Source organism: Bartonella sp. MF74HXZ, assembly GCF_042194445.1.
GTDB lineage: Bacteria > Pseudomonadota > Alphaproteobacteria > Rhizobiales > Rhizobiaceae > Bartonella > Bartonella grahamii.
In genome coordinates this window covers 68,919-89,938 of record NZ_JBHIMW010000008.1, presented here as the reverse complement: position 1 = coordinate 89,938, position 21,020 = coordinate 68,919, and the positions used below count along the sequence as shown (strand labels likewise).

The 21,020-nt window shown below is 37.0% G+C and carries 14 protein-coding genes, 1 tRNA gene and 3 pseudogenes; 12 read left to right on the top strand and 6 right to left on the bottom strand.

Annotated elements, in window-relative coordinates:
* Positions 1 to 332: 332 nt before the first annotated feature.
* Complete coding sequence (locus ACFIJ8_RS07670; RefSeq protein ID WP_375639315.1) at positions 333 to 911, bottom strand: hypothetical protein; 579 nt, start codon at positions 909 to 911, stop codon at positions 333 to 335.
* Between the two features lie 921 nt (positions 912 to 1,832).
* Between ACFIJ8_RS07670 and ACFIJ8_RS07665 the strand changes: the two genes are divergently transcribed.
* The 4 genes from ACFIJ8_RS07665 (at position 1,833) to ACFIJ8_RS07650 (ending at position 7,855) form a co-directional block, all read left to right on the top strand.
* The gene (locus ACFIJ8_RS07665) at positions 1,833 to 3,029 is read left to right on the top strand and encodes a multidrug effflux MFS transporter (RefSeq protein ID WP_375639314.1); all 1,197 of its coding nucleotides are present in this window, start codon (positions 1,833 to 1,835) and stop codon (positions 3,027 to 3,029) included.
* Positions 3,030 to 3,288: 259 nt separating this feature from the next.
* On the top strand, positions 3,289 to 4,020 hold the full coding sequence (locus ACFIJ8_RS07660) for an alpha/beta fold hydrolase (protein ID WP_375639313.1): 732 nt from the start codon (positions 3,289 to 3,291) through the stop codon (positions 4,018 to 4,020).
* Entirely contained in the window at positions 4,017 to 6,191 is a 2,175-nt protein-coding gene (locus ACFIJ8_RS07655) for an isocitrate/isopropylmalate family dehydrogenase (protein WP_375639312.1), read from the top strand. Before ACFIJ8_RS07660 ends, ACFIJ8_RS07655 begins: the two co-directional genes overlap by 4 nt.
* Before the next feature lie 857 nt (positions 6,192 to 7,048).
* On the top strand, positions 7,049 to 7,855 hold the full coding sequence (locus ACFIJ8_RS07650) for an N-acetylmuramoyl-L-alanine amidase (RefSeq protein WP_375639311.1): 807 nt from the start codon (positions 7,049 to 7,051) through the stop codon (positions 7,853 to 7,855).
* Positions 7,856 to 9,096: 1,241 nt separating this feature from the next.
* On the opposite strand, the gene ACFIJ8_RS07645 is transcribed toward ACFIJ8_RS07650, so the two are convergent.
* Positions 9,097 to 10,296, bottom strand: coding sequence for a porin (locus ACFIJ8_RS07645; protein ID WP_375639310.1), 1,200 nt, complete (start codon positions 10,294 to 10,296; stop codon positions 9,097 to 9,099).
* Positions 10,297 to 10,615: 319 nt separating this feature from the next.
* Here ACFIJ8_RS07645 and ACFIJ8_RS07640 point away from each other — a divergent pair.
* Positions 10,616 to 10,706, top strand: a tRNA-Ser gene (locus ACFIJ8_RS07640).
* An 84-nt stretch (positions 10,707 to 10,790) separates the two neighbouring features.
* Here ACFIJ8_RS07640 and ACFIJ8_RS07635 read toward each other — a convergent pair.
* The 4 genes and pseudogenes from ACFIJ8_RS07635 to ACFIJ8_RS07620 form a co-directional block, all read right to left on the bottom strand.
* Positions 10,791 to 10,930 (bottom strand): annotated as a pseudogene (locus tag ACFIJ8_RS07635) (integrase); the annotation flags it as partial.
* A gap of 1,259 nt (positions 10,931 to 12,189) precedes the next feature.
* Positions 12,190 to 13,410: an MFS transporter gene (locus ACFIJ8_RS07630; RefSeq protein WP_375629239.1), complete on the bottom strand. Its 1,221-nt coding sequence runs from the start codon at positions 13,408 to 13,410 to the stop codon at positions 12,190 to 12,192.
* Entirely contained in the window at positions 13,407 to 14,333 is a 927-nt protein-coding gene (locus ACFIJ8_RS07625) for a ThiF family adenylyltransferase (RefSeq protein WP_375639309.1), read from the bottom strand. The genes ACFIJ8_RS07630 and ACFIJ8_RS07625 overlap by 4 nt, the downstream gene beginning before the upstream one ends.
* Positions 14,312 to 14,470 carry a hypothetical protein gene (locus tag ACFIJ8_RS07620; RefSeq protein WP_375639308.1) on the bottom strand — a complete coding sequence of 53 codons (159 nt, stop codon included), beginning with the start codon at positions 14,468 to 14,470 and terminating at the stop codon, positions 14,312 to 14,314. The genes ACFIJ8_RS07625 and ACFIJ8_RS07620 overlap by 22 nt, the downstream gene beginning before the upstream one ends.
* 765 nt (positions 14,471 to 15,235) lie before the next feature.
* Here ACFIJ8_RS07620 and ACFIJ8_RS07615 point away from each other — a divergent pair.
* The 7 genes and pseudogenes from ACFIJ8_RS07615 (at position 15,236) to ACFIJ8_RS07585 (ending at position 21,003) form a co-directional block, all read left to right on the top strand.
* The gene (locus ACFIJ8_RS07615; protein WP_375639307.1) at positions 15,236 to 15,826 is read left to right on the top strand and encodes a hypothetical protein; all 591 of its coding nucleotides are present in this window, start codon (positions 15,236 to 15,238) and stop codon (positions 15,824 to 15,826) included.
* Positions 15,827 to 16,158: 332 nt separating this feature from the next.
* Positions 16,159 to 16,359 carry a hypothetical protein gene (locus ACFIJ8_RS07610; RefSeq protein ID WP_273788255.1) on the top strand — a complete coding sequence of 67 codons (201 nt, stop codon included), beginning with the start codon at positions 16,159 to 16,161 and terminating at the stop codon, positions 16,357 to 16,359.
* Positions 16,360 to 16,530: 171 nt separating this feature from the next.
* Positions 16,531 to 16,713, top strand: coding sequence for a hypothetical protein (locus tag ACFIJ8_RS07605; RefSeq protein WP_273788225.1), 183 nt, complete (start codon positions 16,531 to 16,533; stop codon positions 16,711 to 16,713).
* 21 nt (positions 16,714 to 16,734) lie between these two features.
* Positions 16,735 to 17,600 (top strand): annotated as a pseudogene (locus ACFIJ8_RS07600) (baseplate J/gp47 family protein).
* Positions 17,601 to 17,861: 261 nt separating this feature from the next.
* The gene (locus tag ACFIJ8_RS07595) at positions 17,862 to 19,040 is read left to right on the top strand and encodes a YbfB/YjiJ family MFS transporter (protein WP_375639306.1); all 1,179 of its coding nucleotides are present in this window, start codon (positions 17,862 to 17,864) and stop codon (positions 19,038 to 19,040) included.
* 119 nt (positions 19,041 to 19,159) lie between these two features.
* Positions 19,160 to 19,663, top strand: a pseudogene (locus tag ACFIJ8_RS07590) (FAD/NAD(P)-binding protein).
* On the top strand, positions 19,636 to 21,003 hold the full coding sequence (locus tag ACFIJ8_RS07585) for a hypothetical protein (protein ID WP_375639305.1): 1,368 nt from the start codon (positions 19,636 to 19,638) through the stop codon (positions 21,001 to 21,003). Before ACFIJ8_RS07590 ends, ACFIJ8_RS07585 begins: the two are co-directional and overlap by 28 nt.
* Positions 21,004 to 21,020 lie beyond the last annotated feature (17 nt).

Below are 21,020 nucleotides of genomic sequence, written 5' to 3'. Positions count from 1 at the left end.
TCTCCTTGAATATGCTGGAGATACAATGTCTTTTTGCCAATTATGTTCCAAAAGTGAATAGATATGCGCTAAAAAGGACAGAAAACATCGAAAACAAGACGGTGATCATTACTTAAAATTCCGGAGTCTTTATTTCATTTTTTTGTAAAAACAGCGCGTCTTCTAAAATTTTAGTTTTTTATATATACTTATAATTAAAAGAATGCCTCAATTATTCAAAATAAATATCAAAAGTATTCAATTCAAAAAGCTATGAGAGATAAAAGAGAAGGAAGAAACATTAGTGTTCTAAGCTGTTTTTCCTTCTCTTATTGCTCTATATCAAAGAAATGCTAGAAAAATTTTCTAAGTTCTTTGAGTAAAAACTCCCAAAACCAGAGAGGAAAGTTGAAAAGTTTTGAGACAATGTCCAAAAGTTTCGAGATTCTCTCCAAAGATTGTTTTTTAGTTTCGCACGCAGTTTTTTTATGCGATGTAAGAGCATTTTGATTTGAGAGATAAATTTGACTTGATGGACCATCTTGTACTAAGAAACTGCATTTTGTAAAAGTCATGTGTTCTCCCTTTATGACGTAGGGATTATGAACTGTAACCGATTCATAGGTGCTGCAGGTTTTTGCATTTGCAGTTGTCATGGATTCTGTTTCAAATGTATTTGTCTGAAGATTACTTGTGTGTTTTTCGGGTTTACTGTCGATTAAAGTACATTCATCCATTACGCTTTTTATGGGTGCATTTACTTTGTTTAGCATTTTATCAAACTCTTTTAGTAATTCTTTTATTAAAGGCCCGTAAATATCTTTAATGTTTAAAAAATCACGAACACCAAGTTTACTGATGGCATTATAGGACCACCCTGAAAGACATGCGATTATTTCAATTGATTGCTCGTCACCTTCTTTGCTCTGTATTGCTTTTAGGTCTTTAAAGCTCGGGCGGCGTAAGGTGATTTCTGTGTATGTCTTTCCACTTTAATAGGTACAAGTAATTGGTACATGGCTAGTTCTGTTATATTCATTAATAGCTTCTCCTTGCTTTCTAAATTAGATGCAGAATGATTTATCAAATTTTCATTATATCATGTTTGTCAATAGCTTAGGCAGTAAACTTTGTGATGGTTATGTAGAATGAAAATCTAACAAAATGGACAAGATGAATTTAGATTTTAGGGGGAGACAGAAGCACCATTTGCTTTATGATATTAGTGGGCTATTAAGTTTATTTGCTCAATTATTTGTGTTGATAAAGACTTCTCTATGAGCCATTATTATACGCTGTATTGTTACAATAATATTCGCGTGGGTAGTTTTGAGGAGAGGGAGTTTGTGGCTTCTTTTTTCTTTGAGCGTTGTAAACCAATTCTGATAAAAGATATTGTCGGGAGAGTGATGTTGTTATCATGGAGAGGGGATAGATTTTGGGAGCGTTTTTGTTGATGATATCAATGAAAAAAAGCTGATGAAGATAGGGCAACATGAATACAATAAAATGCGCTATTTTGGATTGGGAAATATATTTCTGAAGGGGAGTTTTGATCTTTTAGCTTCTTTTGCGTATAGTTTTAAAATTGCGATTTGCTATGCTTTAAAATTAATTATAAAGTGAAGTGCTAAGTGTTTATTTACGTGTTGCGTGTGCGTGCGGATCAGACATTGGATTTATGCATCAACAAGATGAATTATTCTCAAATAAAGTAAAAGAATAAAGAAAAATTATTATTTTATTCCCTGTGGATAAAGTTAAAATAGATTTATATTTATAAATATAAATTATTATTTTGCTATACACGTAAAATTTAAATATTTTTAAATTTAAGAAATGTGATTTTCCTGATGAAACATAAATATACATTACCATTCATTATACTTATCGTATGTTTATCAACAGGAGGTTTGATTTCTACCGACATTTTTTTACCAGCACTGGGAGAGATGCGTCAATATTATCAAGTGACACAATCTCAAATTCAGAATGCAGTGGCAGTTTTTTTGTTGGCATTGGCACTTGGACAGCTCATTTATGGGCCGCTGAGTGATAATTTTGGGCGTAAAAAAACACTTCTATTGGGCTTATTTTTGTGGTTATTTACAACACTTGGTGTGATTTATACGGTTCATATTCACGCTTTTCTTGTGTTACGTTTTTTGCAAGGTCTTGGTGCTTGTGCGGGTATCGTCTTAAGTCGTGCAATTATCAATGATTTGTTGGATAAAAAAGCAGCCGGAAAACTTTATTTGATTGTTTTCCCTTTTATTGGAATGTCACCAGCACTTGCACCTTTCATTGGTGGACTTTTGATACAAGCTTTTCATTGGCAGGCAACTTTTATCTTTTTAAGCTTTTTTATATTTTTGACCATTTTGCTGTGTTATTTTGTGCTCACGGAAACTCTGCCTCCTCAAAAACGTCAGCGTTTTTCTCCTGTAGGATTGATGAAGGCATATTTAGGCGTTTTTAGAAATAAACAATTTATTTTTTATGCACTTATTCCGTGTTTTTCTTATGCGGCCTATTTTGCTTATATTGTGGAATCTCCTTTTTTACTCACAATATTGGGTTTATCACCTGTCTATATTGGCTATAGCTATGTCGGGGTTTCTCTCCCCTATATTTTAGGGAATCTCGTGGCGCGGTGGTTTTTTCAACGAGAGTCTATGGAAAGGACTGTGCGGCGGGGATATATTATTTTTGTTATAGGAGGCGTGCTCTTTGCTGTGCAAATGTATCTAAGTCCATGGCCCCTTGTGACAAGTTTTATGGCTATTGCTGTTCTTACTTTTGGTAATGGTTTTTTATTGCCGTTAGGGACAGCATTGGCTATTTCATCACATCCGCAAGCTGCTGGGGCTGCATCTGGTATGATGGGGGCTTTACAATTAGGAAGTGCGGCGCTAAGTGCGGCGGTTATCGGAAAGATATCTGGCCATAGCCCACGGGCTATGGCCACTTTGTTAGCTGTGTGTTGCGTGATCGGTTTTATCATTTATATTCAAAAAGCCCGTCATTTTATGACCTCAGAAATGAGCTGAGTGAAATGATAAAAAGAAAGTATTATGCGGAAATGCTTTTGATGTTTTACACGAATGGGGCATCTGTACATTAGATGAATTTTTTTATTATGTTGTTGGATTGAGTGGGTTTAAAATTTGTTACAAGCTTAGTTTGAGTTTAACAAATCGATTATGATGGGGGGAGTATGAGCCTAGAGTTTCAACATATTTTCATTATATTGGGTGGGAAAAGTTTTGGCTCTAATGCATGTTTTAAAATAAGGGGAGGAATTGATCAATGAGCCTTCCTATTATTATTCTTTCTCCTGTAATGCCAATTTGGGATGGTGGTGTTTTTTGTTCTCCATTGACAAAGCTATGCTTATCAAAAGGATTCACTGTCACTCTGCTGGATACGCTTTCTCTTTTTCCTAAGAGTTCTCATGTTCTCAATCATGCTGCTGTAGACACTTTATCTTTTATGGCAGAAAAACTTAAAAGCTATTTTAAAGAGCCCGCAGTGCTTGTGGGATTTTCTATGGCTGGAATGTTGGTACAAATATTGGCAGCACGGCTTCCCAATGTTCAAGCTGTGCTTGCTGTGAATGCACCTGGCTATCCTGATAAGGTTTTGAAACGGCGCCTTGGAGATATTCTTGTTTACTTAGAAAATAATGATTTGTCAGGAGCTTTGGAAATACTCAATGGTTTTATGCATCCTTCTGGTATTATGAAAAAAAGAGTTTTATTGGAGGTTCCTGATGAACAAAAAAGCGTGGCAATTGAACGCATGACAAGAGGCTTTAAACTCTTATTGGCGATGGATGCGAGAGATGAAATAGTTAAGTATAAGGGGAAGTTTTTAGCTTTAGTGGGAGAAAAGTCACAACTTGCAACGGTAGATAATCAGACGAAAAGCCCTTTTTTCAATCATGAATATAAGATTATCTCTAGTGCTGGTACGCGTTTGTGGGATGATAATCCTGTTATGACGAATAGAATTCTTGCTGAATGGATGAGTGAATTATGAAAAAGAAAGTTCTTGTATTACCTGGTGATGGGATAGGACCAGAGGTTTGTGATGCTGCGCTGATGGTCTTAGAGCAATTTCAATTGCCAATTGAGTTTACTTATGGTGATATTGGTTTTGAATGTTGGAAACAGGAAGGAGATCCTGTCCCTCAAGCAACTTGGCAAAAAATTACTGAGAGTGATGCGATTTTACTTGGAGCTGTGACCAGTAAGGGAAAAGAAGCGGCTTTAAAAGAACTGGAACCGCATTTACGAGAGAAAAAACTTGCCTATGTGTCACCGGTACTTCAACTTCGCCAAAAGTTAGGTCTGTTTGCAAATATACGCCCTTTCAGATACATCTTTGGTCCGAGAAAGCCTTTTCATTTTTGTGTTATCAGAGAAAATAGTGAAGGTCTTTATGCTGGACTGGATTTTCGGGGTATAACATCTGAGACAGCGGCATGGTTAAAACATCCCAATTTAGAAAAATATGGTCTTGAGGAGGCGGCGTGGACAGTCCGTTTGCAGACACGCTTTGGTTTAGAGCGGTTATTTGAATACGCTTTTTCTTATGCACGGGAATATGGTTTGAGGCGGGTTACTTTTGCCGATAAGCCGAATGTTATGCGGGAGAGTGGTCAATTTGCTCAAGAAATTTTTGAGAAAATTGCGCAAAACTATCCAGAAATTGAAGCAGACATTCACAATGTAGATGCGGTTGCTTTGTGGATAGCAACCAAGCCAGAGCAATTTGGGGTGATTGTTGCTGAAAACATGTTTGGCGATATTCTCTCTGATCTTGCCGCTGGAGTCATGGGAGGATTAGGGCTTGCACCTAGTGTGAACGTGGGAAGCAGAATTGCTTATTTTGAGCCTGTTCATGGCAGTGCACCACGTATTGCTGGACAAAATAAAGCAAATCCTTCTGCCATGCTTTATACCACGGCTTTACTCTTAGACCATTTAGGTTTTAAAGATGAAGCAAAACAATTATCTGAGAGTGTTGATCAGGTTATTCGTGCTGGAAAAACTGTATCTTACGATCTAGGAGGCTTAGCCTCTACACGTCAAATGGCTGAAGCTGTTCGCAATTCTCTTGTGAAACCTGTCTCTGTTTGTCGTGCTGCGATTATTACTGTTGGTGATGAACTTCTTTCAGGGCAATATTTGAATACAAATTTGCAGGATTTGAGTCAGAGCTTGAATAAAAGAAATATTCAAGTCACGCGTCATTTTGTTTGCGCTGATCAATTACAACAAATTAGTGAGACAGTGATTGCTTGTCTTGGGCAAGAAGATCTTATCATTATCAGTGGGGGATTGGGACCAACATCAGATGACATAACACGTGATGCGGTTGCAAAAGCCGTGCAGCAGCCTTTGTTACATCACGAAGATGTTTGGCAAACAATAAAAGGTCAATTACAACGATTAGGGATTACGGCGGATAAGAGTAATGCCCGTCAAGCATTGTTTCCTGAGACAGCAACCGTGCTTGATAATCCTACAGGCACAGCTCCAGGGTTTTATCTCTCTTGCGATGGAAGTACGCTTGTTGTTTTGCCTGGTCCACCATCACAGGCTCTTGCACTTTTAGAGAATTATTTAGAACACAATGAGAAGAAATATTCTTCTGTATCGCATGCGAGGTATGCATGGACTTTGATTGGAATTGATGAAAGTACCATTGCGCAGTGGGTTGATTGTCATCTTGAAAATGAACCATTTGAACGGCATTTTTTATGGAAAAGTCCTTATGTTCTTGTGCAGCTTGTTGGTCAATCAGAAGCACCTTTGGCACAGCATTTAATCGAACAATTTGAAGATCATTTTCGTCCATATTTGGTTGGTGCAGAAGTTACTACTGCTCGTGAACAATTGGAAAAGCATACAGAGGTTCATTGGTCTGTCAATGATCCATATCTTTTAAAATATTTTCAGCCCATAGAAAAAAGTACAAAAAATATTCCAAAGCTTGAGGTTGAAGTGAGCCTAGAACCTTCTATCGAGATATTAGAAAATCAAGAAGAAAGCCTTGGACATGCCACGATGACTATACGGATGAAGGGTTATGACGATGATCGTGTAACTTTTCCCTATACGCGACCACTTTTAGGTGCCGTCTTACAAGAATATGCAGCTTGGTTGGTTTTAAAAAGATATTTGCAAACTGAGAAAAGCAAATGAACCTCTATGGGGACGTAAAAATATTGCTCAAATTATTGAACGTTCTATTATAAGAAGTATTTTGATCCTTTTCTTAAGTGATTTTTATCTATAGGTTAATCTTTCTTTTGATGTGTAATTAAATGACTTTGATTAATTCAAGATTAAGAAAAACTTTACTATATTAGGCTTGCTACATTCAATATTTATAATGATTAGTTATTATTATAAATCAATTCGTTATCTTTCATAGAGCTGATGACAAGGAATCCAGAGACGTCATGTGCCTCAAGCGTTGTAAATAATTGAGATTCTTTGTAAATCAAAAAGCAGTGTTGTGAAAAGACAAGAAGTTGTGTCATTTACAGGAAAGCTTTGCAAATTTTATTGAAAAATATGTCCAGTTTATTGCGAATATGTGCCATTCAGTTATCTGATAATAAATTGCTGTAAAGAGCTTATAAAATTTTTCCTTTAAGTTTTTGTGTGATTGCACGATCGTTGAGTGTTCGCTTCCGAGGGGCGATATTTTTCAGTTCGATAACAGCAAGAACTATTTTTTCTGTAAGATGTGAAGGTTTAAGGAGTGATCATTTTACGCTTTTGTTTTCTTTTCGATTGGTAATTTGTAGGAATTTGTTTGGGGAAAATATTTAATGCCGTGTGTTTGTGAATGTGGTTAAAAACATTTTACGCGTGTGTGGGGGAGAAATAAAAATGTGTCTTAATTGTTGGTAAGAGTGTCAATGTTTTTGATGAACAAATTTTAGGCGTAATTCTTAGTATCTAAATGGAAAGCTCATTGCAAATTTTTAAAGTTTGTGTCCTATCTGTTGTGATGCGCAGTGGTCTTTTTTAGCAAAAAAGAAAGGGCTTTTATGTATCAGATTGATTACAACAGTTATCGTTCTGTCAAGAGTTTTAATCGTCGCGTTCGTTTTCTTGTCATGCATTATACGGCTCTTGATTTTAAATCCTCGATTATGGCACTTACAGGAGAAAAGGTTAGTGCACATTATCTTGTTCCTGATCCTTCAGAGCAGACATATCGTGAGGCAGGCTTTAAGGATATGCGTATTTTTAATCTGGTCGATGAAAATGAGCGTGCATGGCATGCGGGTGTGAGTTCATGGGCTGGGCATAGTCATCTCAATGATGCATCTATCGGGATTGAAATCGTTAATTTAGCGACTGGTCATTTTGAGTCTCCAGAAGAGACAGTTGATTTTATGGCTTATCATGGTGAGGGGGGTATATTTCCTCCTTATAATCCAATACAAATTGATGCCGTTAAGGAGCTTGCATTGAATATTCTTCAACGGTATCCCGATATTATGCCAACTGATGTTGTGGGACATAGTGATATTGCCATTGGAAGAAAAAGTGATCCAGGAGCAGCTTTCCCATGGAGAGAACTTTATAGGGCAGGTATAGGAGCATGGTATGATGATGAACTAAAAAGTCATTATCAAGAGAAATTCTCTAAGAATTCTCCACCCAAAGAAGATGTTTTGGCGAAGCTAAAATGTTATGGATATGACATTTCTGCTGTGTGTACCCAAACAGGATACAAAGATTTGATCCGAGCATTTCAACTTCATTTTCGTCAAGAAAATTATGATGGAATTCTAGATGTTGAAACAGCAGCAATTCTTTATGCATTGGTTGATAAGTATTTTCCGTGAATTCAATGCCTTTTAATTGAAAATATGATTACGTGTAAGTCTTTTTCTTATCAAGAGAGGCTTCTTTTTGCCAATACGCTTTATGTAAAAAGGGCATTAATCGTGTAAAAAATCCCATGTACGGTATAAGGCGTTTTATGGAAACATAACTCTATAGAAAGCTCTGTGATTTGCAGAGATTAAATTTTACTGTTTCTTTGTCTTATATTTTGCTTCCTTTAAAAATGAGTAAAGTCAAGATGTTGCGTATATGACGGCATGCTCCTTACGCAAGATAAAACGCTTCAATCCAAAATGGACTTGTATTGTATATTTACATGCTTGTTTTAAAAATGTCTTTTAGTGTGTACCACAATACATATTTTACAGTGACGTTCATAAAGAATATAATCTAAAATCCTCTATGAAGTGTACCTTCATTTTTATGCTTAATAAAAGTGCCTAGAACCATCATAAACTTTTCCAGATCTCAATGTTACTACAGCCCTTGGAACTTAAAACGCTTCATAAAAGGATTTTCTTTACTCGTTTTTATTCACACAGCTCTCTCCATTTGTCGTCTACAAGTGAATGGTTTTGGTTGATTCAACATGCAAAATAATAAATTGTCATTATAAATTAATGTGATGCAGATTCAAAAAAAGGTGGGTCGTTTACAGATTGCTACTGATAGGAGTCTCTATTCTTTAGATGGGGAAGAGGTTAATTCATTTTTTGAAGATATATCTATTTTCTCTTTTATTGCTTTAGAGGATATTTTCATCGTTTTGACAACATGTTTCTTGATGATTAAGTTTTTTAATGCGCGGCAGTGTTGTAAAATGTTGTGTTTTAGGATGTTAATAGAAGACACATTCATGCATATCAAAAACACAATGATGTCTTGTTTTTTCAATATTTTATCTGTTCAGTGTAGAATTTATCTGAGAAGATCATGACCTAAATTAACAAAGGTTAGAGGTAAATTACCAAGAAAGACCAATTTGGTAATAAAGCAAAGGGATTTGTCCACCTTTAAAGGGCACGCAAGAGATTGTTTGAATTGATGTGTAGAAACCGCCTATGCAGTGTTCTTATCAAGCACATTAGGTCAATTTTCTGAGAATATTTTTGTGAAAGTCAGTAATTTTTGTCAAAAAGACAAGAAATGAGTATCAAGAAAGATGCTCATGATATTTGATTTCAAAAATAAAAACTGGCGACATAATCGCCAGTTTTTAAAATCTTTAGCTTAAATAGGATTAGAATGAACGCTGTAAACGGATCATACCTTGAAAAGCACTTTTTTTATTGAATAAATGTTTTTCATCATTACTTTTATCCGTCACAACGCGATCGTCATTCCAAGAAACATAGGTCAATTCAGGTGTAATTACAAACCCTGGAACCAACGTATATGCAATATTTACAGAAGTTGCAAAAGTTTTTACAGCACTATAAGAGACTTGTGCATTCAGATTTGCCTTTGGAGTAAGTTTGTAAGTGGCACCTGCCCAAGCAGCCCATTTACCGCCCCAGTTTGCATAGATCGTTGTGCTTTGTCGTGATAATTCATCACTATTTTCTTTTACTGTGTAGTAATCAAGGCCATTTTTATAACCAGCCATTACCCATAGATTGAAACGATCATTGATATTGAAATCTGCACGTACTTTTCCAGCCCATTTTTTGTAGTAAGTATCATATGCTGCAACCGCTGAAAAACCACCCCATTTTTGCATAAACTTTATACCCAAAACCACATTCGGGGTGTAATTTTTAATTGCTTTACTTGGAAGAGTATCATTCGTGATAGAAACAAGCTTATTATCTTTATCAATATAGTATCCGTTTATTCCAGGAAGAGGATCTGCATTATTACCTATTTCAGCTCCGATAATAGCAGAAAAGCCGGAGTCACCATTAAAGGTGTAGGAAATAAAATTGGTGCGTGTTACGCCGGCAGGTGCTATGCTGTCATCATTGAGAACATTTCCATAATCACCAGTCCAGCTGTTGAAAATTGTGTCATCAAGACCTACGCGAAAACCACCCAGTTCAATGTAAGCCGCTGCAAGCTTTGCACCAGCGCTGTTTCTACCATCATCCCAGCTTGAGAAAATTCTTGCATATGAACGAAGTGTTCCCATTTCTGTTTCAGAAGCTGCTTGAAAAACAAGGGTGAGCCGTGATGATGCGCCATAGGTTTTTCTTTTGTCGTTCAGTTCAGTTTCGGTTGTTGCATCGATATTATCACCGCCTGTAAAATCAGTACGAACATTTCCTGATAAACGCATGCAGGTTTCTGTTCCAGGGATATAAAAATACCCTTTTCCGTAGGCATCACAAACGCGAATATATTCTACTGGTTCGGGTTCGGGGATAACTGTTGAAGCAGCATGTGCTCCAGAAATTGTTAAAAAAGCTGCTGTAGAGCTTAAAAAGAGGGATTTAATATTCATATGGGATCTCCGAGGTCCGTTTAATCTTCTTCTAAATTCTAAAGAGTATCATTTACCTAACGCATTAAGGACAAAGACATAAATAAAATACGCGGCACTTGTTATCTTAGCTATACTAATCTTTTTAGATATTCAAATATGAAATTACCTTTTTGTAATGTATACATGTACTATTCGAGATAATGTGGTAAAAAAGACACAATTTTTGTTTTGTTAACTTTTTACCCTATGGGCTCAATAGGAGAAAAATTTCAGATATTTGGGAAAAAAATCGAAAATGTCTTGAACTTTCTGTTGATACCATTTATGCCTCTCTGTTGGAGAGGTGGCCGAGTGGTCGAAGGCGCTCCCCTGCTAAGGGAGTAGGGCTCAAAAGGCTCTCGAGAGTTCGAATCTCTTCCTCTCCGCCATCTATTGTTATAAAAGCAGTCGGTTGTGTGTGGGAATTTTGTTTTCAGTGATTTGTGCCCATTTGCTTTTCTACCAATCCCAATTTTGTGAAGCTTTTTAATTGCTTTTCTTCCTAGACGTTTTCTATCGGCTGTTTTGGTATAGAGTGGTGCTATTTTATCTTTCTTCCATCTAAATTTATTTGCGAAATTGTAATACCTGCGCTAGCAGCGCGTGTGGTTGCTCATTTTCTTAATTCCTGTGTTGATTTTAAATTTTATGTTTCATGAAACAAGTTACAAAAACTTTTTTTCTAATGGCGTAAACTAAAGCAAAACCAATGGGGGATGTTTTAAGCGCAATATGTTTTATGTAAATCGCTATGCCAATTTATATTAAAGGAAATATGATCAGTTGTGGAAAAAATTTATCGCGAGAAAGATGGGTTTGTTTCAAAATTTCTCATGCTTTTGTTGATAAAGGAAAGCGAAGCTCTATTGTAGTATCACATTGACGTTGCATATTTTTTAGCTAAGGATTGCTTATTTATTTTTATGGATATAGGGAGCAGCACGAACGTTTGTAAGAATAAGCGGCCGTAAAGCTAGATATGTTACGGATTTTGTTCTACAAAGTGTTTTTGACTTCCCTATATTGTTCCAATCGTTTGGTGGCATATTTATTATCTTATGACGTTGTTTTGCTAAGCTTTTGCTTTATCGGTTATGTCAGCTTTTATATGCCAAATAGGGGAGAAAATATTGTATATATTTGCTAGCGAGTCATTTCTAAAAACGGAAGGATCTTTTTAATTTTGAAAAAAATATAAAAGCGGAAAAGGTGGAAGTTAGCTCCTATTTCTATCATCATCTTATTAATTCAGTTTTATAATTTTCATAAATCTCTATGGTCATGTCTTTTAAATAATGAAGATTATGTGTCTTACGCTTTTGTTTATCCCGTTGGGATTATGCCTCTCATATAAAAAGAATATTCTAAACAAAAATATACTTGTGTTGCCAATTTATGCACTTGTGTTAAAGAGATATCCTTCAATGTGTATAGGCCTATTTTGCGACGGCACCTCTTAAATGGTATAAAACGCAAAAGTTTCTGTGAGGCATATAAAGTCTTATAGAGCCACACCATTTGTATACTTATGAAGATGCAAAGGGGCATATTATACTCCTGCTTCCATGTTGTGATAGACTTTGATTATGGGAGTTCATAAAATGCATTTTTCCTTTCTAAATTGTTTTTATTTATACGGCTTTCTCCACTTACTGATGTGCAAGCAAATGATTTTGATTGTTTCAACCATAAAAACAGATTTGAAAAGAAAGAATCGTACAATATTCGAGTTTGCTATATTATCATTATAAATCAACATATTGCTTTATATTTTCATTGTATGTTGAACGTTGGATGTGGCAATGTTCTCAAAAAATTATCGATCTCTTTTAGAAGAAAACATTGTGGGTGATAATTTTAAAAATTTTCCTCTCATAGCGATTTGTGGGAGTGTTTCATCCATCTCATGACAACCAAACCACACATGAAAAAAGTAATGGTCGGTAATATTAGGTAGTAAGATGGAGAAACTTTTGCAGGAAGAAAAGAAATAATACTTAATACTGTAATTGAAAATATTCTTCCGCTAAAAGATACAGCACCAACAATACCGGAAATATGCTGCGTTTGTTTTTGGTTAAGTTCTGAGAAAAATAAGCTTTTGGCCCCTATCGGTACAGTGCAAATAAATCCATGGATTAAAGAGAAGGCGATGACTGATGCAGCAGTTTGATGGTTATGAACTGAAAAATAGAGCGCTATGCACATCAGCGCAGAAAAGAAGGAAAAATATTTTATAGAATTCTTATATTTTTTATCAAGAACATGATACTTAGACATCAGTAAATTTGAAAAATATTGTGCTGAAAAGGCTCCAATATGGCAGAACATCAAGACGAGCATTTGCGAACCGTTGAGGTGGTTAATTTTCCCCCCTGAAAGTATTATCGGTTGCCAGAAATGATAAATAATTTGAATACCAGCGCTAAAAAGGCACATGAGGAAAATAAACCATGCTCCTCCTACTGTATTTTGAAAGATCCAAAGCGTTTCCTTGGCATTGTGCAAGATTGTTTTTGTTTTGGATGTTTCAATTGTCGTTTTCTTTTCTTCCGGAACAATAAGGAATATCAAAAAAATAAATCCCATCATGAGGCATGAGATGATATATCCCAAAAAATATTGTCCAGAGTAATAGATCGTTCCAATTCCTATAATCCCACTGAGAATACTTCCGAAAGAGTTAACTTGGTGGTAGAGATGAGCATAATGCGAAAAGTGATCCTGTTTATCGCCTAGAGAATGGTAAATCCATCCGTCAATGGCGCTGACAATGATGCAAATGCCCGCTGCATAGAGAATTTGCGCAATAATAAGTGCCGTCATATTGGGAGCTTGAAGGCATAGAAGATAAAATACTCCTGTCATAAAGACCCCAGCCATAACGGAATATTTACGTCGATATCTGTCAGATAAAACAGCGCAGGGAAAATCAAGCAGCAAGATGGTGGTGGAAAAGACAACCTGAAGCAGAGCTAATTGCGCCAGACTAACTCCCATGGACATTAAAAAAATAGCATGGTAAACGCCGATCAGCATGCGGACAGCATTATAGGATCCATAGTTGAGAGCAAGGGTGCGAGGTCTGTTCATTGTGTTGTTCCACAAACCTTGCAGTGAGGATTTTTCTTTAGAGAACGCTCTTCTGTGAAAAGTTGGCTGCTCCATATCCCCACACGGCGATCAGTGGAAAGAAGGCTTCCATAACCACCCAAAAATTTAAGAGCATCATTAGCACATATGGCAGCTGAAAGTGCATTAACAGGAGGAAATGTAGCAACTTTGAAGTTATTATTAATCATAATACAAGCTTTATAAATAAGATGATCACTTTTTGCCAGAAGATTGCCTATAGACGAGCTACATGTGTAACAACCAGTTTTACCAGGTATGTAAAATGGACCAAAGACAGCTATATCATTAACATAACCGGAATTTATATAGGCTTGTTTATTTTTCACACACCATTCATTGATCCATAGGCCTAGTCGAACAGGTGAATCAGCAGAAATGATCCATAAATCAGCTTTGGGTAATTTGTTGATAGCCTCTTTTTCAGTAATCAACATTTGTAATTCATGAACTTCAATTTGGCTGTTTCTCCGCATCAGCTTACGTTTAAGAACTGTTGTTTTCGGAAGACCGATATCTTCTTCAGTAAAAAGAATTTGTCTGGTAAGGTTGGTTATCTCGATCACATCATTGTCAACAAGAGTCAATTTTCCAATGCCAGAGGATGCAAGCATTGCTGATACATGATTACCAATCCCACCACCCCTTAAAATGACAACACTTTTTTGCAAAAGAGTATGCTGAACAGAGGTTGGATGCATACCATAACATTTGATAATGGAGATGACTTCTGGAATACCGATTATTGAGAATATTGTTTGATGTTTCAGCTTGGACAAGAAAATGGTTAGAAACAAGGAAATCAAACGCACGGTCAAAACTTTTTTTAATAGGATTAGCGATAGTGAATTGTAAACTTCATCTACTGTCTTTTTTTGATCCATTGTGCCGCAATAAGCACTAAGTGGTCCCAAAATTTTTTATTATTGATAATAAACTGCTTTGAACCTGCACTAAAAATAGCATCCTCTTCACAAACAACAATACGTGTGTATTTTCCTAAAATATATTGTTGTTTCATTTCTCCTCCCCACGTGTAGAGCAAACCAACTCTTCCCTGAAAAATAATTTCAGGTAAATTTTTTTAGTTATTACTTACATTCTGTATGATCCATGATTTCCTCCCTGTTATTGATGTTTTCATTATTCACCACATTACATGGGAGGAGGATCCTATATAAAAATGTAAATACACTTTTATGATGTAAAGTAAATATTCCTACATCAAATATTGATGAATGTACATTGAGAAAAGAACGCATCTCATCAGTTTAAAACTCTATGATCTTTATCAACTTAAAAGTAATAGCATAAAATATAATATAAAAAATGAATAAATTTGAATTTATGTAAAAAATACAAACTTTTTTATTGCTTCTACTGATAAAACAAACAAATCTATATTATAAAGTAGTTTATCACTACATTAATTGTGGTTATCCGTTTTGTATACGCATCATTTTATAATTGTTAATAGATTTATTAATCAAAATATTATTTTTGAAGCAATTATAATATCCTATTAAAATATTTTAAAGTTACCTATAAAGTGATTAAATTGCTTCTATAGAGATATAAAGCTAGACAGAAAAATCTATGACTATTTTATTGAATAAATTAGTTTTTATAGCTTTATTCTGTTTGTTAAGTATTTAATTTGTGTACAATTTATCCCTTTTTATTTTTATCATAGATTATTCTAAATAGATTTAATAAATTTCATTATTAATTTTTCAATACGAATTTAATTGTTTATTTTAATTTATTGCATACGAGAAAATAAAAAATGTTTACAAAAAAAGTTCTGTTGAGAGAAGGCTTGTTGCTTATCGTATTTTTGCTAACATATCTTTTATCTACCTCGCATGGCTATACTGGTATAGATAAATTATTTTGTTCCCAAGTTGTTAAGGAACGTGATGATGCGGTTCAGAAGTTGGATTCAGCAAAGTTTGAAAAAGACAATGCGGAGAGAGGATGGAACGATACAATGCAAATATTGGGGGTGTCGGTAGAGGACTTGAAGAGAATAGCTTTTGAACAGCAGGCACTCTATTTTGCATTGCTGAAAAATATGCCAAATAACAAGCAACTGGCTTATAAATATGAAATAACGCAAAAGCGGAATGCTGCAATTTTTGAACGGCTCGAGAAGGTTTTTACTTTATTTGAGCATGTTGAGAAAAGAACAGAGGCTTTTCGAGAATTAAATGAAGCAAATAAGCTTAAGGATCAGTCTCAATCATTACATTATTTAGAAGTGATTTCTAAACATCAAGAACATATTGATAACTTAAATCAAGAGATTAAAAGGTTCGATCACGAAGTTGATAATTTAAATAACAGGCTTCAAAGTCTGAGGAAAATATTTCGATAAGAAACGAAAAGTTATTCATTTAGAAGACACGCTTGAGCAACGAGATAAAGCTCTTACAGCACAAAAAAGGAAAGAAAAGTGACGGCTCTTATGGCACTTTTCGTATCACAAAGAATGAGCTCATTCTCTCCCATGGGGAAAACCAAATCCATTTGAGTAGCCAAGGTTTGGTGCTTTATCATCAAGGAATTCATGTTGAATTAATGGGCAGTGTGCATATTCAAGCAGAAGATTTGCAGCACAATCAAAAATCTGTTGGCGCAAGCCACAAACACGGTGGGGTCAAAATGGGGTCCCTCCACAACCTCTCACCCCCTTTAAAGGAGTTTATCATGCGTGAGAACACTTATGTTATTTTAACCAATGCCGATTTTGTTGCTGGTAAGCGTTCACTGGGCAAAGGTGAAGAAATTTGTTTAAGTGAGGAAGCGGCTAAATATCCGTTGCTGCTTGGTCATATTGCTGAAAAACCAGCACCTGTTGTTTCTGTGTCCCCAACGGTTTCTCTCACAAAGACAACAAAGGGTGCTTAAAGCATGCGGTGCGGGATGAGCGAAAAGGATGGCTCTCTTTTATATGGCTTTGCGCATTGACAACAGTCACTCCGTAAATGTCTGACGACAAGGATTGGGACACGGGTTTTGCGTCGTCATTATGGGTGTGATGTTGGAGCATTCTAAGATGCCAATGCTGATCCTGCGACGATGATGCAGCTTTATCAAGCAATTGTTGAAGCACTCGATGATCCAGAGTGTGGGGAGCCTGGGTTTTCGTTGCAGAGGATTGATCTGACAAAAGCAACGCGTGAAGGTACATTCCATTTTGTTTTAACGGGTGTTTTTTATCCCAATGGGCATTTTGGGATTGGTCACACAAAGAGCCAATGAGTACTAATTTAGAGGTTGGTGATGACAGAGTTTGAACCTTTATCCATTCCACAACTCCCTCTCCCACAAATTATTGAAGAGCTTTCTGTTGAAGCAATTTTAGAGCAAAAGATCACGCGTTTGACTGAGCTTTTTGCGGCGCATCATATTCCTTATAATGTGGAAAAGACGGCTTATGATCCGGTGGTCATTCAATTGCAAGCGGCGGCTTATGAAGAGTTGCTATTGCGCCGGTGGGTCAATGAGGTGCGCGAGATAATTTACTCACATTTGCGCGTGGAACAAGTTTAGATCATTTGGGGGATTTTCATGGGGTCACGCGCCTTTTGGATGAAGATGATGAGCGTTTGCGCCGCCGCATTCGCTTGAATAGACAAAGACATTCCACAGGTGGCACAGCGCCACGTTACCAATATTTTGCCCTCTCAAGCGATATCCATGTCAAAGATGCTTTTGTTTATCGTGTGGGTAAAAGCCCGCTTATTCATGTTGCGCTTTTTAGTGACGCCCTTTCAAGGGTGGCTGATGAGGCTTTAATTGCAAAGGTGCAAGCAGCCCTTGATGCCCCTCATGTTAAAATGACCAATGACCACATCCTTGTGAAAAGCGCGGTACAGCGGATGATCAATGTTTCTGCTGATCTTTGGTTGTTACCGGATGAAGGCTCCTTTCTTTTGGAAAGAGCGGAGCAGAATTTAAGAGCAGAATGGGCGCGTGCGCAAAGGCTTGGGTGTGATCTGTCTTTAAGTTGGATACTAAGCCGCCGGATGGTTGAGGGCGTTCACCATGTGAACATAACGCAACCTTGTGAGGATATTTTAGTCGCACCTGATGAAGCAGTAGCTTTAGGGGAAATTATTTTGTCAAAGCAGGGGCGTGCTTCTTGATGTCCTCGTTGTTATTGCTGCTTAATTTCCGCCATTATTTTTCTGAAAAAAGAAGCTTTGTAGGGAGAAGAGCATCCATGGAGCAGAGTGTAAAACGAAGAAATGCATATAATTGATCCAGTAATGTTGACAATAATCGCTCAATATGTTGCCCTGATTGCTTAAACAAATGGCTAGATTGGCTTTCATTCTCTGAGATAAGTGCTACTGTTGATGAGGTAGAATGCGGATGAGCGAATTATTAGTTAAGGAATTAGAATAATGGGGGGAAAAAATAATCGTCAAGATTTGAGTTATTTCAAAATCGCTGTATTCGGTATGATTATTATGATTTTGGGGATGGGGATTGGGCGATTTTTCTATACGCCGGTATTTCCGGTTATGTTGGATGAAGGATTGTTTACCTTTAAGCAACTTTCTTATATAGCTAGCGCTAATTATGGCGGTTATTTAGTTGGGAGTATTTTTTTTTCGTTTTGCAGAGTTGGGAATATATCCCGTGCTCCCTACATGCTATTTGGTGCAGCTATAGTGACGAGTGCACTTATTTTTGCCATGGTATTAACAACAAACTTTTACTTGGTCTTCTTTATCCGCTTTGCTGCCGGTATCGCGAGTGCGGCAATGATGATTTTTGGTTCTATTACGGTTATGCAGTATAGTCACAAGTTGTGGGTTATTGCTTCGCTTTATGCAGGTGTGGGAGTTGGTATTCTACTGGGTAATGAGTATGTTATTATTGGTTTGAGTAAATCGCTGAACGCGAAAAATATTTGGTTTGGAGCTGGTTTTATATCTGTTATATTGTTGCTCTTGTTGTTTATTTTATTTCCACGTCGTGTTGATGCGTCTCAATTTTCTGGTAATGAGTCATTGGCACACGAAAATATCGTTTGGTGGGAACTCGCTCTGATTTATGGGCTCGCTGGGTTTGGTTATATTATTGTCGCGACATATCTTCCTCTGATGGCGAAAACATTTAATTTTCCACTACTCGCTAACCACTTATGGTCGTTTGTTGGAATAGCTATTGTTCCTAGTTGTTTCATTTGGTTATGGGGAGCCCATCGGTGGGGGGTATTACGTTGTCTGATGCTCAATTTGCTTATCCAAGGAGGATGCGTATTACTGACATTATTCAGCCAGTCTCTTGTACTGATAGTTCTCAGTTGCATAGGGTTTGGATTTACTTTTATGGGGACGACCTCTCTAGTTATGCCGTTAGCTAAGCGTTTATATGCGCCGTATGGCATAAATCTGCTAGGCTTGGCTACCTTAACTTACGGCTTTGGCCAAATATTAGGACCTCTCTTGACGAGTTTTTTACAGTTTGGTTCACATGCCATTGCGCTTTCCGTTATCTGTGGTGCTGTAGCGCTTTTTGCTGCTGCTGGAATCTGTCAATATTGTCTTTGTAAAAAGGTCGTTGGCGTTTCATAAACCCGCAATTTTCACTAAAAAGTCGAAAGAATTTATTACGTTCTTTTTGAAACATTTTGTGAAAGTCAAATTATTCTAATAGGGGAGATTACAGAATTCTTCACTCTACAGTCGCTATTTTGGGCGTTGGTCCTCGTGGGATCAGTATTCTCGAACGCTTGCTCACACTTTATTCCCATTATCCATTTTCTGGGAACATTGATATTTTATTGATTGATCCCAATGAGATGGGAATCGGTCCCCATAGTGTGCATTAGCCAGATCATTTATTGGTTAACACTGTCGCCTGCCAGATTACTTTATTTGGTGATGATACAGTTAAGGGGGTAGGGACTATTCGTAAGGGACCGAATTTCTATCAATGGGCTATTCAACAAGGTTATCGTAATATTAACGGTGTTTTTTCTCGTACAGAGCATAATGTTGGGAGAGAAATCAAAGAAAATGATTATTTATCACGTCGTTTGTTAGGGGAATACCTGGCTTGGGCTTACCAAGAGCTCACGCAAGATTTACCTTCCGGTATTCGTATTAAGGAGATCCGACAAAAAGTTATCAATCTCCATATCCACCAAGATAATAAACGGATGTTCTTTTGGAAGATGGCTATCGTTACAGTGTAGATTTTGTTTATATTACCACGGGTCACGGTAAGAATACATATTCATCGCATGATGAAAATCTGCAACAGTTTGTGGCTGGTCATCAAATGAAAAATGCGCTTTTGAACTATTATTCGAATCCTTATCCAATTGAAAAGTTGGATTCTATACAATCTCAGACTCGTGTGCTGGTGCAGGGAATTGGATTAACTAGCTATGATGTCTTGTCGCAATTGACTTACGGTCGCGGTGGGACTTTTACTGAAAATGCTGGACAATTGCACTACATGCCAAGCGGCAAAGAACCGAAGATAGCTCTATTCTCCCGTCAAACATTGCCTTTTAGTAGTCGCGGGATTAATCAAAAGGGTGGTAGTGGGCAATATATACCATCATTCCTTACTCTCGATGCAATACATCATCTGCATAAGCAATCCAGCATTGCTAACGGTTCTCCGAAGCTGGATTTCGAAACGCAGCTTTTACCTCTGTTGCTTAAAGAAATGTGTTATGTCTATCGAAGTACGCAGCTGGGGCACTGGCTAGACCCTGAAACCTATGTTGTTACTTCCAAAGACGAGCAGTGTATTCAAGCGTTGCTGTATCCTCATCGAAATAAAATATTTGCCTCTTTGAAGGATTATACAAGATTCTTCATGGAGCATTTGAAGGACGATCTTCATTCTTCCGCTGCAGGTAATGTTGATGGCCCAGTGAAAGCTGCTACAGATGTGCTACGAGATGTCCGTGATATCTTACGTTCAGCAATTGATTTTTGCGGGTTAACGTCTTCATCTCACAAGTACTTTATTGAATATTTTAATCCAAACTTTAACCGTATTTCTGTCGGCCCACCGATGCAGCGAAACCAAGAGTTGAAGGCTCTGATGGAGGCTGGTATCGTGACTTTGGCTGGCGGTCCTTCACCTAAACTTGTTCTCAATGCTAGTACTAGCCGTTTCGAAATTCAGTCTGTTTTCCAAGATGAAAACAGTTCAGTTGATGGAGATGTGCTGATCACGGCCAAGATTGATAGTTTTTCTCCGTTGCGTGATGAGTCTCCTTTTATCAAAAATTTGGCTGCTCAGGGTATCATCCGGCCATTTATCAACCAAGGATATCATCCTGGTGGTATTGATATTGACTGTCAGCAGCATCCTATAGATACTAAAGGACAAGTACAAAATACATTATGGGTGGTAGGTAATCCAGTAGAGGGGCCCAATTTTTATACATATATTTTGCCTAGGCCTTTAGTTAATTCGCGTGCACTGCGGGATGCAGGGCGCTGTGTCACTGACATGTACGAGCAGCTTCTTAATCGCCACTCAGTCAAAGATTCAACAATTAATGTACATTGATAATGTAAAAAGCTTCC

Coding starts and splice junctions, on each gene's coding strand:
- ACFIJ8_RS07595 (WP_375639306.1), top strand. CDS start 17,862: ATGGGGGGAAAAAATAATCGTCAAGATTTGAGTTATTTCAAAATCGCT.
- ACFIJ8_RS07610 (WP_273788255.1), top strand. CDS start 16,159: ATGCGTGAGAACACTTATGTTATTTTAACCAATGCCGATTTTGTTGCT.
- ACFIJ8_RS07665 (WP_375639314.1), top strand. CDS start 1,833: ATGAAACATAAATATACATTACCATTCATTATACTTATCGTATGTTTA.
- ACFIJ8_RS07620 (WP_375639308.1), bottom strand. CDS start 14,470: ATGAAACAACAATATATTTTAGGAAAATACACACGTATTGTTGTTTGT.
- ACFIJ8_RS07650 (WP_375639311.1), top strand. CDS start 7,049: ATGTATCAGATTGATTACAACAGTTATCGTTCTGTCAAGAGTTTTAAT.
- ACFIJ8_RS07645 (WP_375639310.1), bottom strand. CDS start 10,296: ATGAATATTAAATCCCTCTTTTTAAGCTCTACAGCAGCTTTTTTAACA.
- ACFIJ8_RS07660 (WP_375639313.1), top strand. CDS start 3,289: ATGAGCCTTCCTATTATTATTCTTTCTCCTGTAATGCCAATTTGGGAT.
- ACFIJ8_RS07615 (WP_375639307.1), top strand. CDS start 15,236: ATGTTTACAAAAAAAGTTCTGTTGAGAGAAGGCTTGTTGCTTATCGTA.
- ACFIJ8_RS07625 (WP_375639309.1), bottom strand. CDS start 14,333: ATGGATCAAAAAAAGACAGTAGATGAAGTTTACAATTCACTATCGCTA.
- ACFIJ8_RS07605 (WP_273788225.1), top strand. CDS start 16,531: ATGATGCAGCTTTATCAAGCAATTGTTGAAGCACTCGATGATCCAGAG.
- ACFIJ8_RS07630 (WP_375629239.1), bottom strand. CDS start 13,410: ATGAACAGACCTCGCACCCTTGCTCTCAACTATGGATCCTATAATGCT.
- ACFIJ8_RS07655 (WP_375639312.1), top strand. CDS start 4,017: ATGAAAAAGAAAGTTCTTGTATTACCTGGTGATGGGATAGGACCAGAG.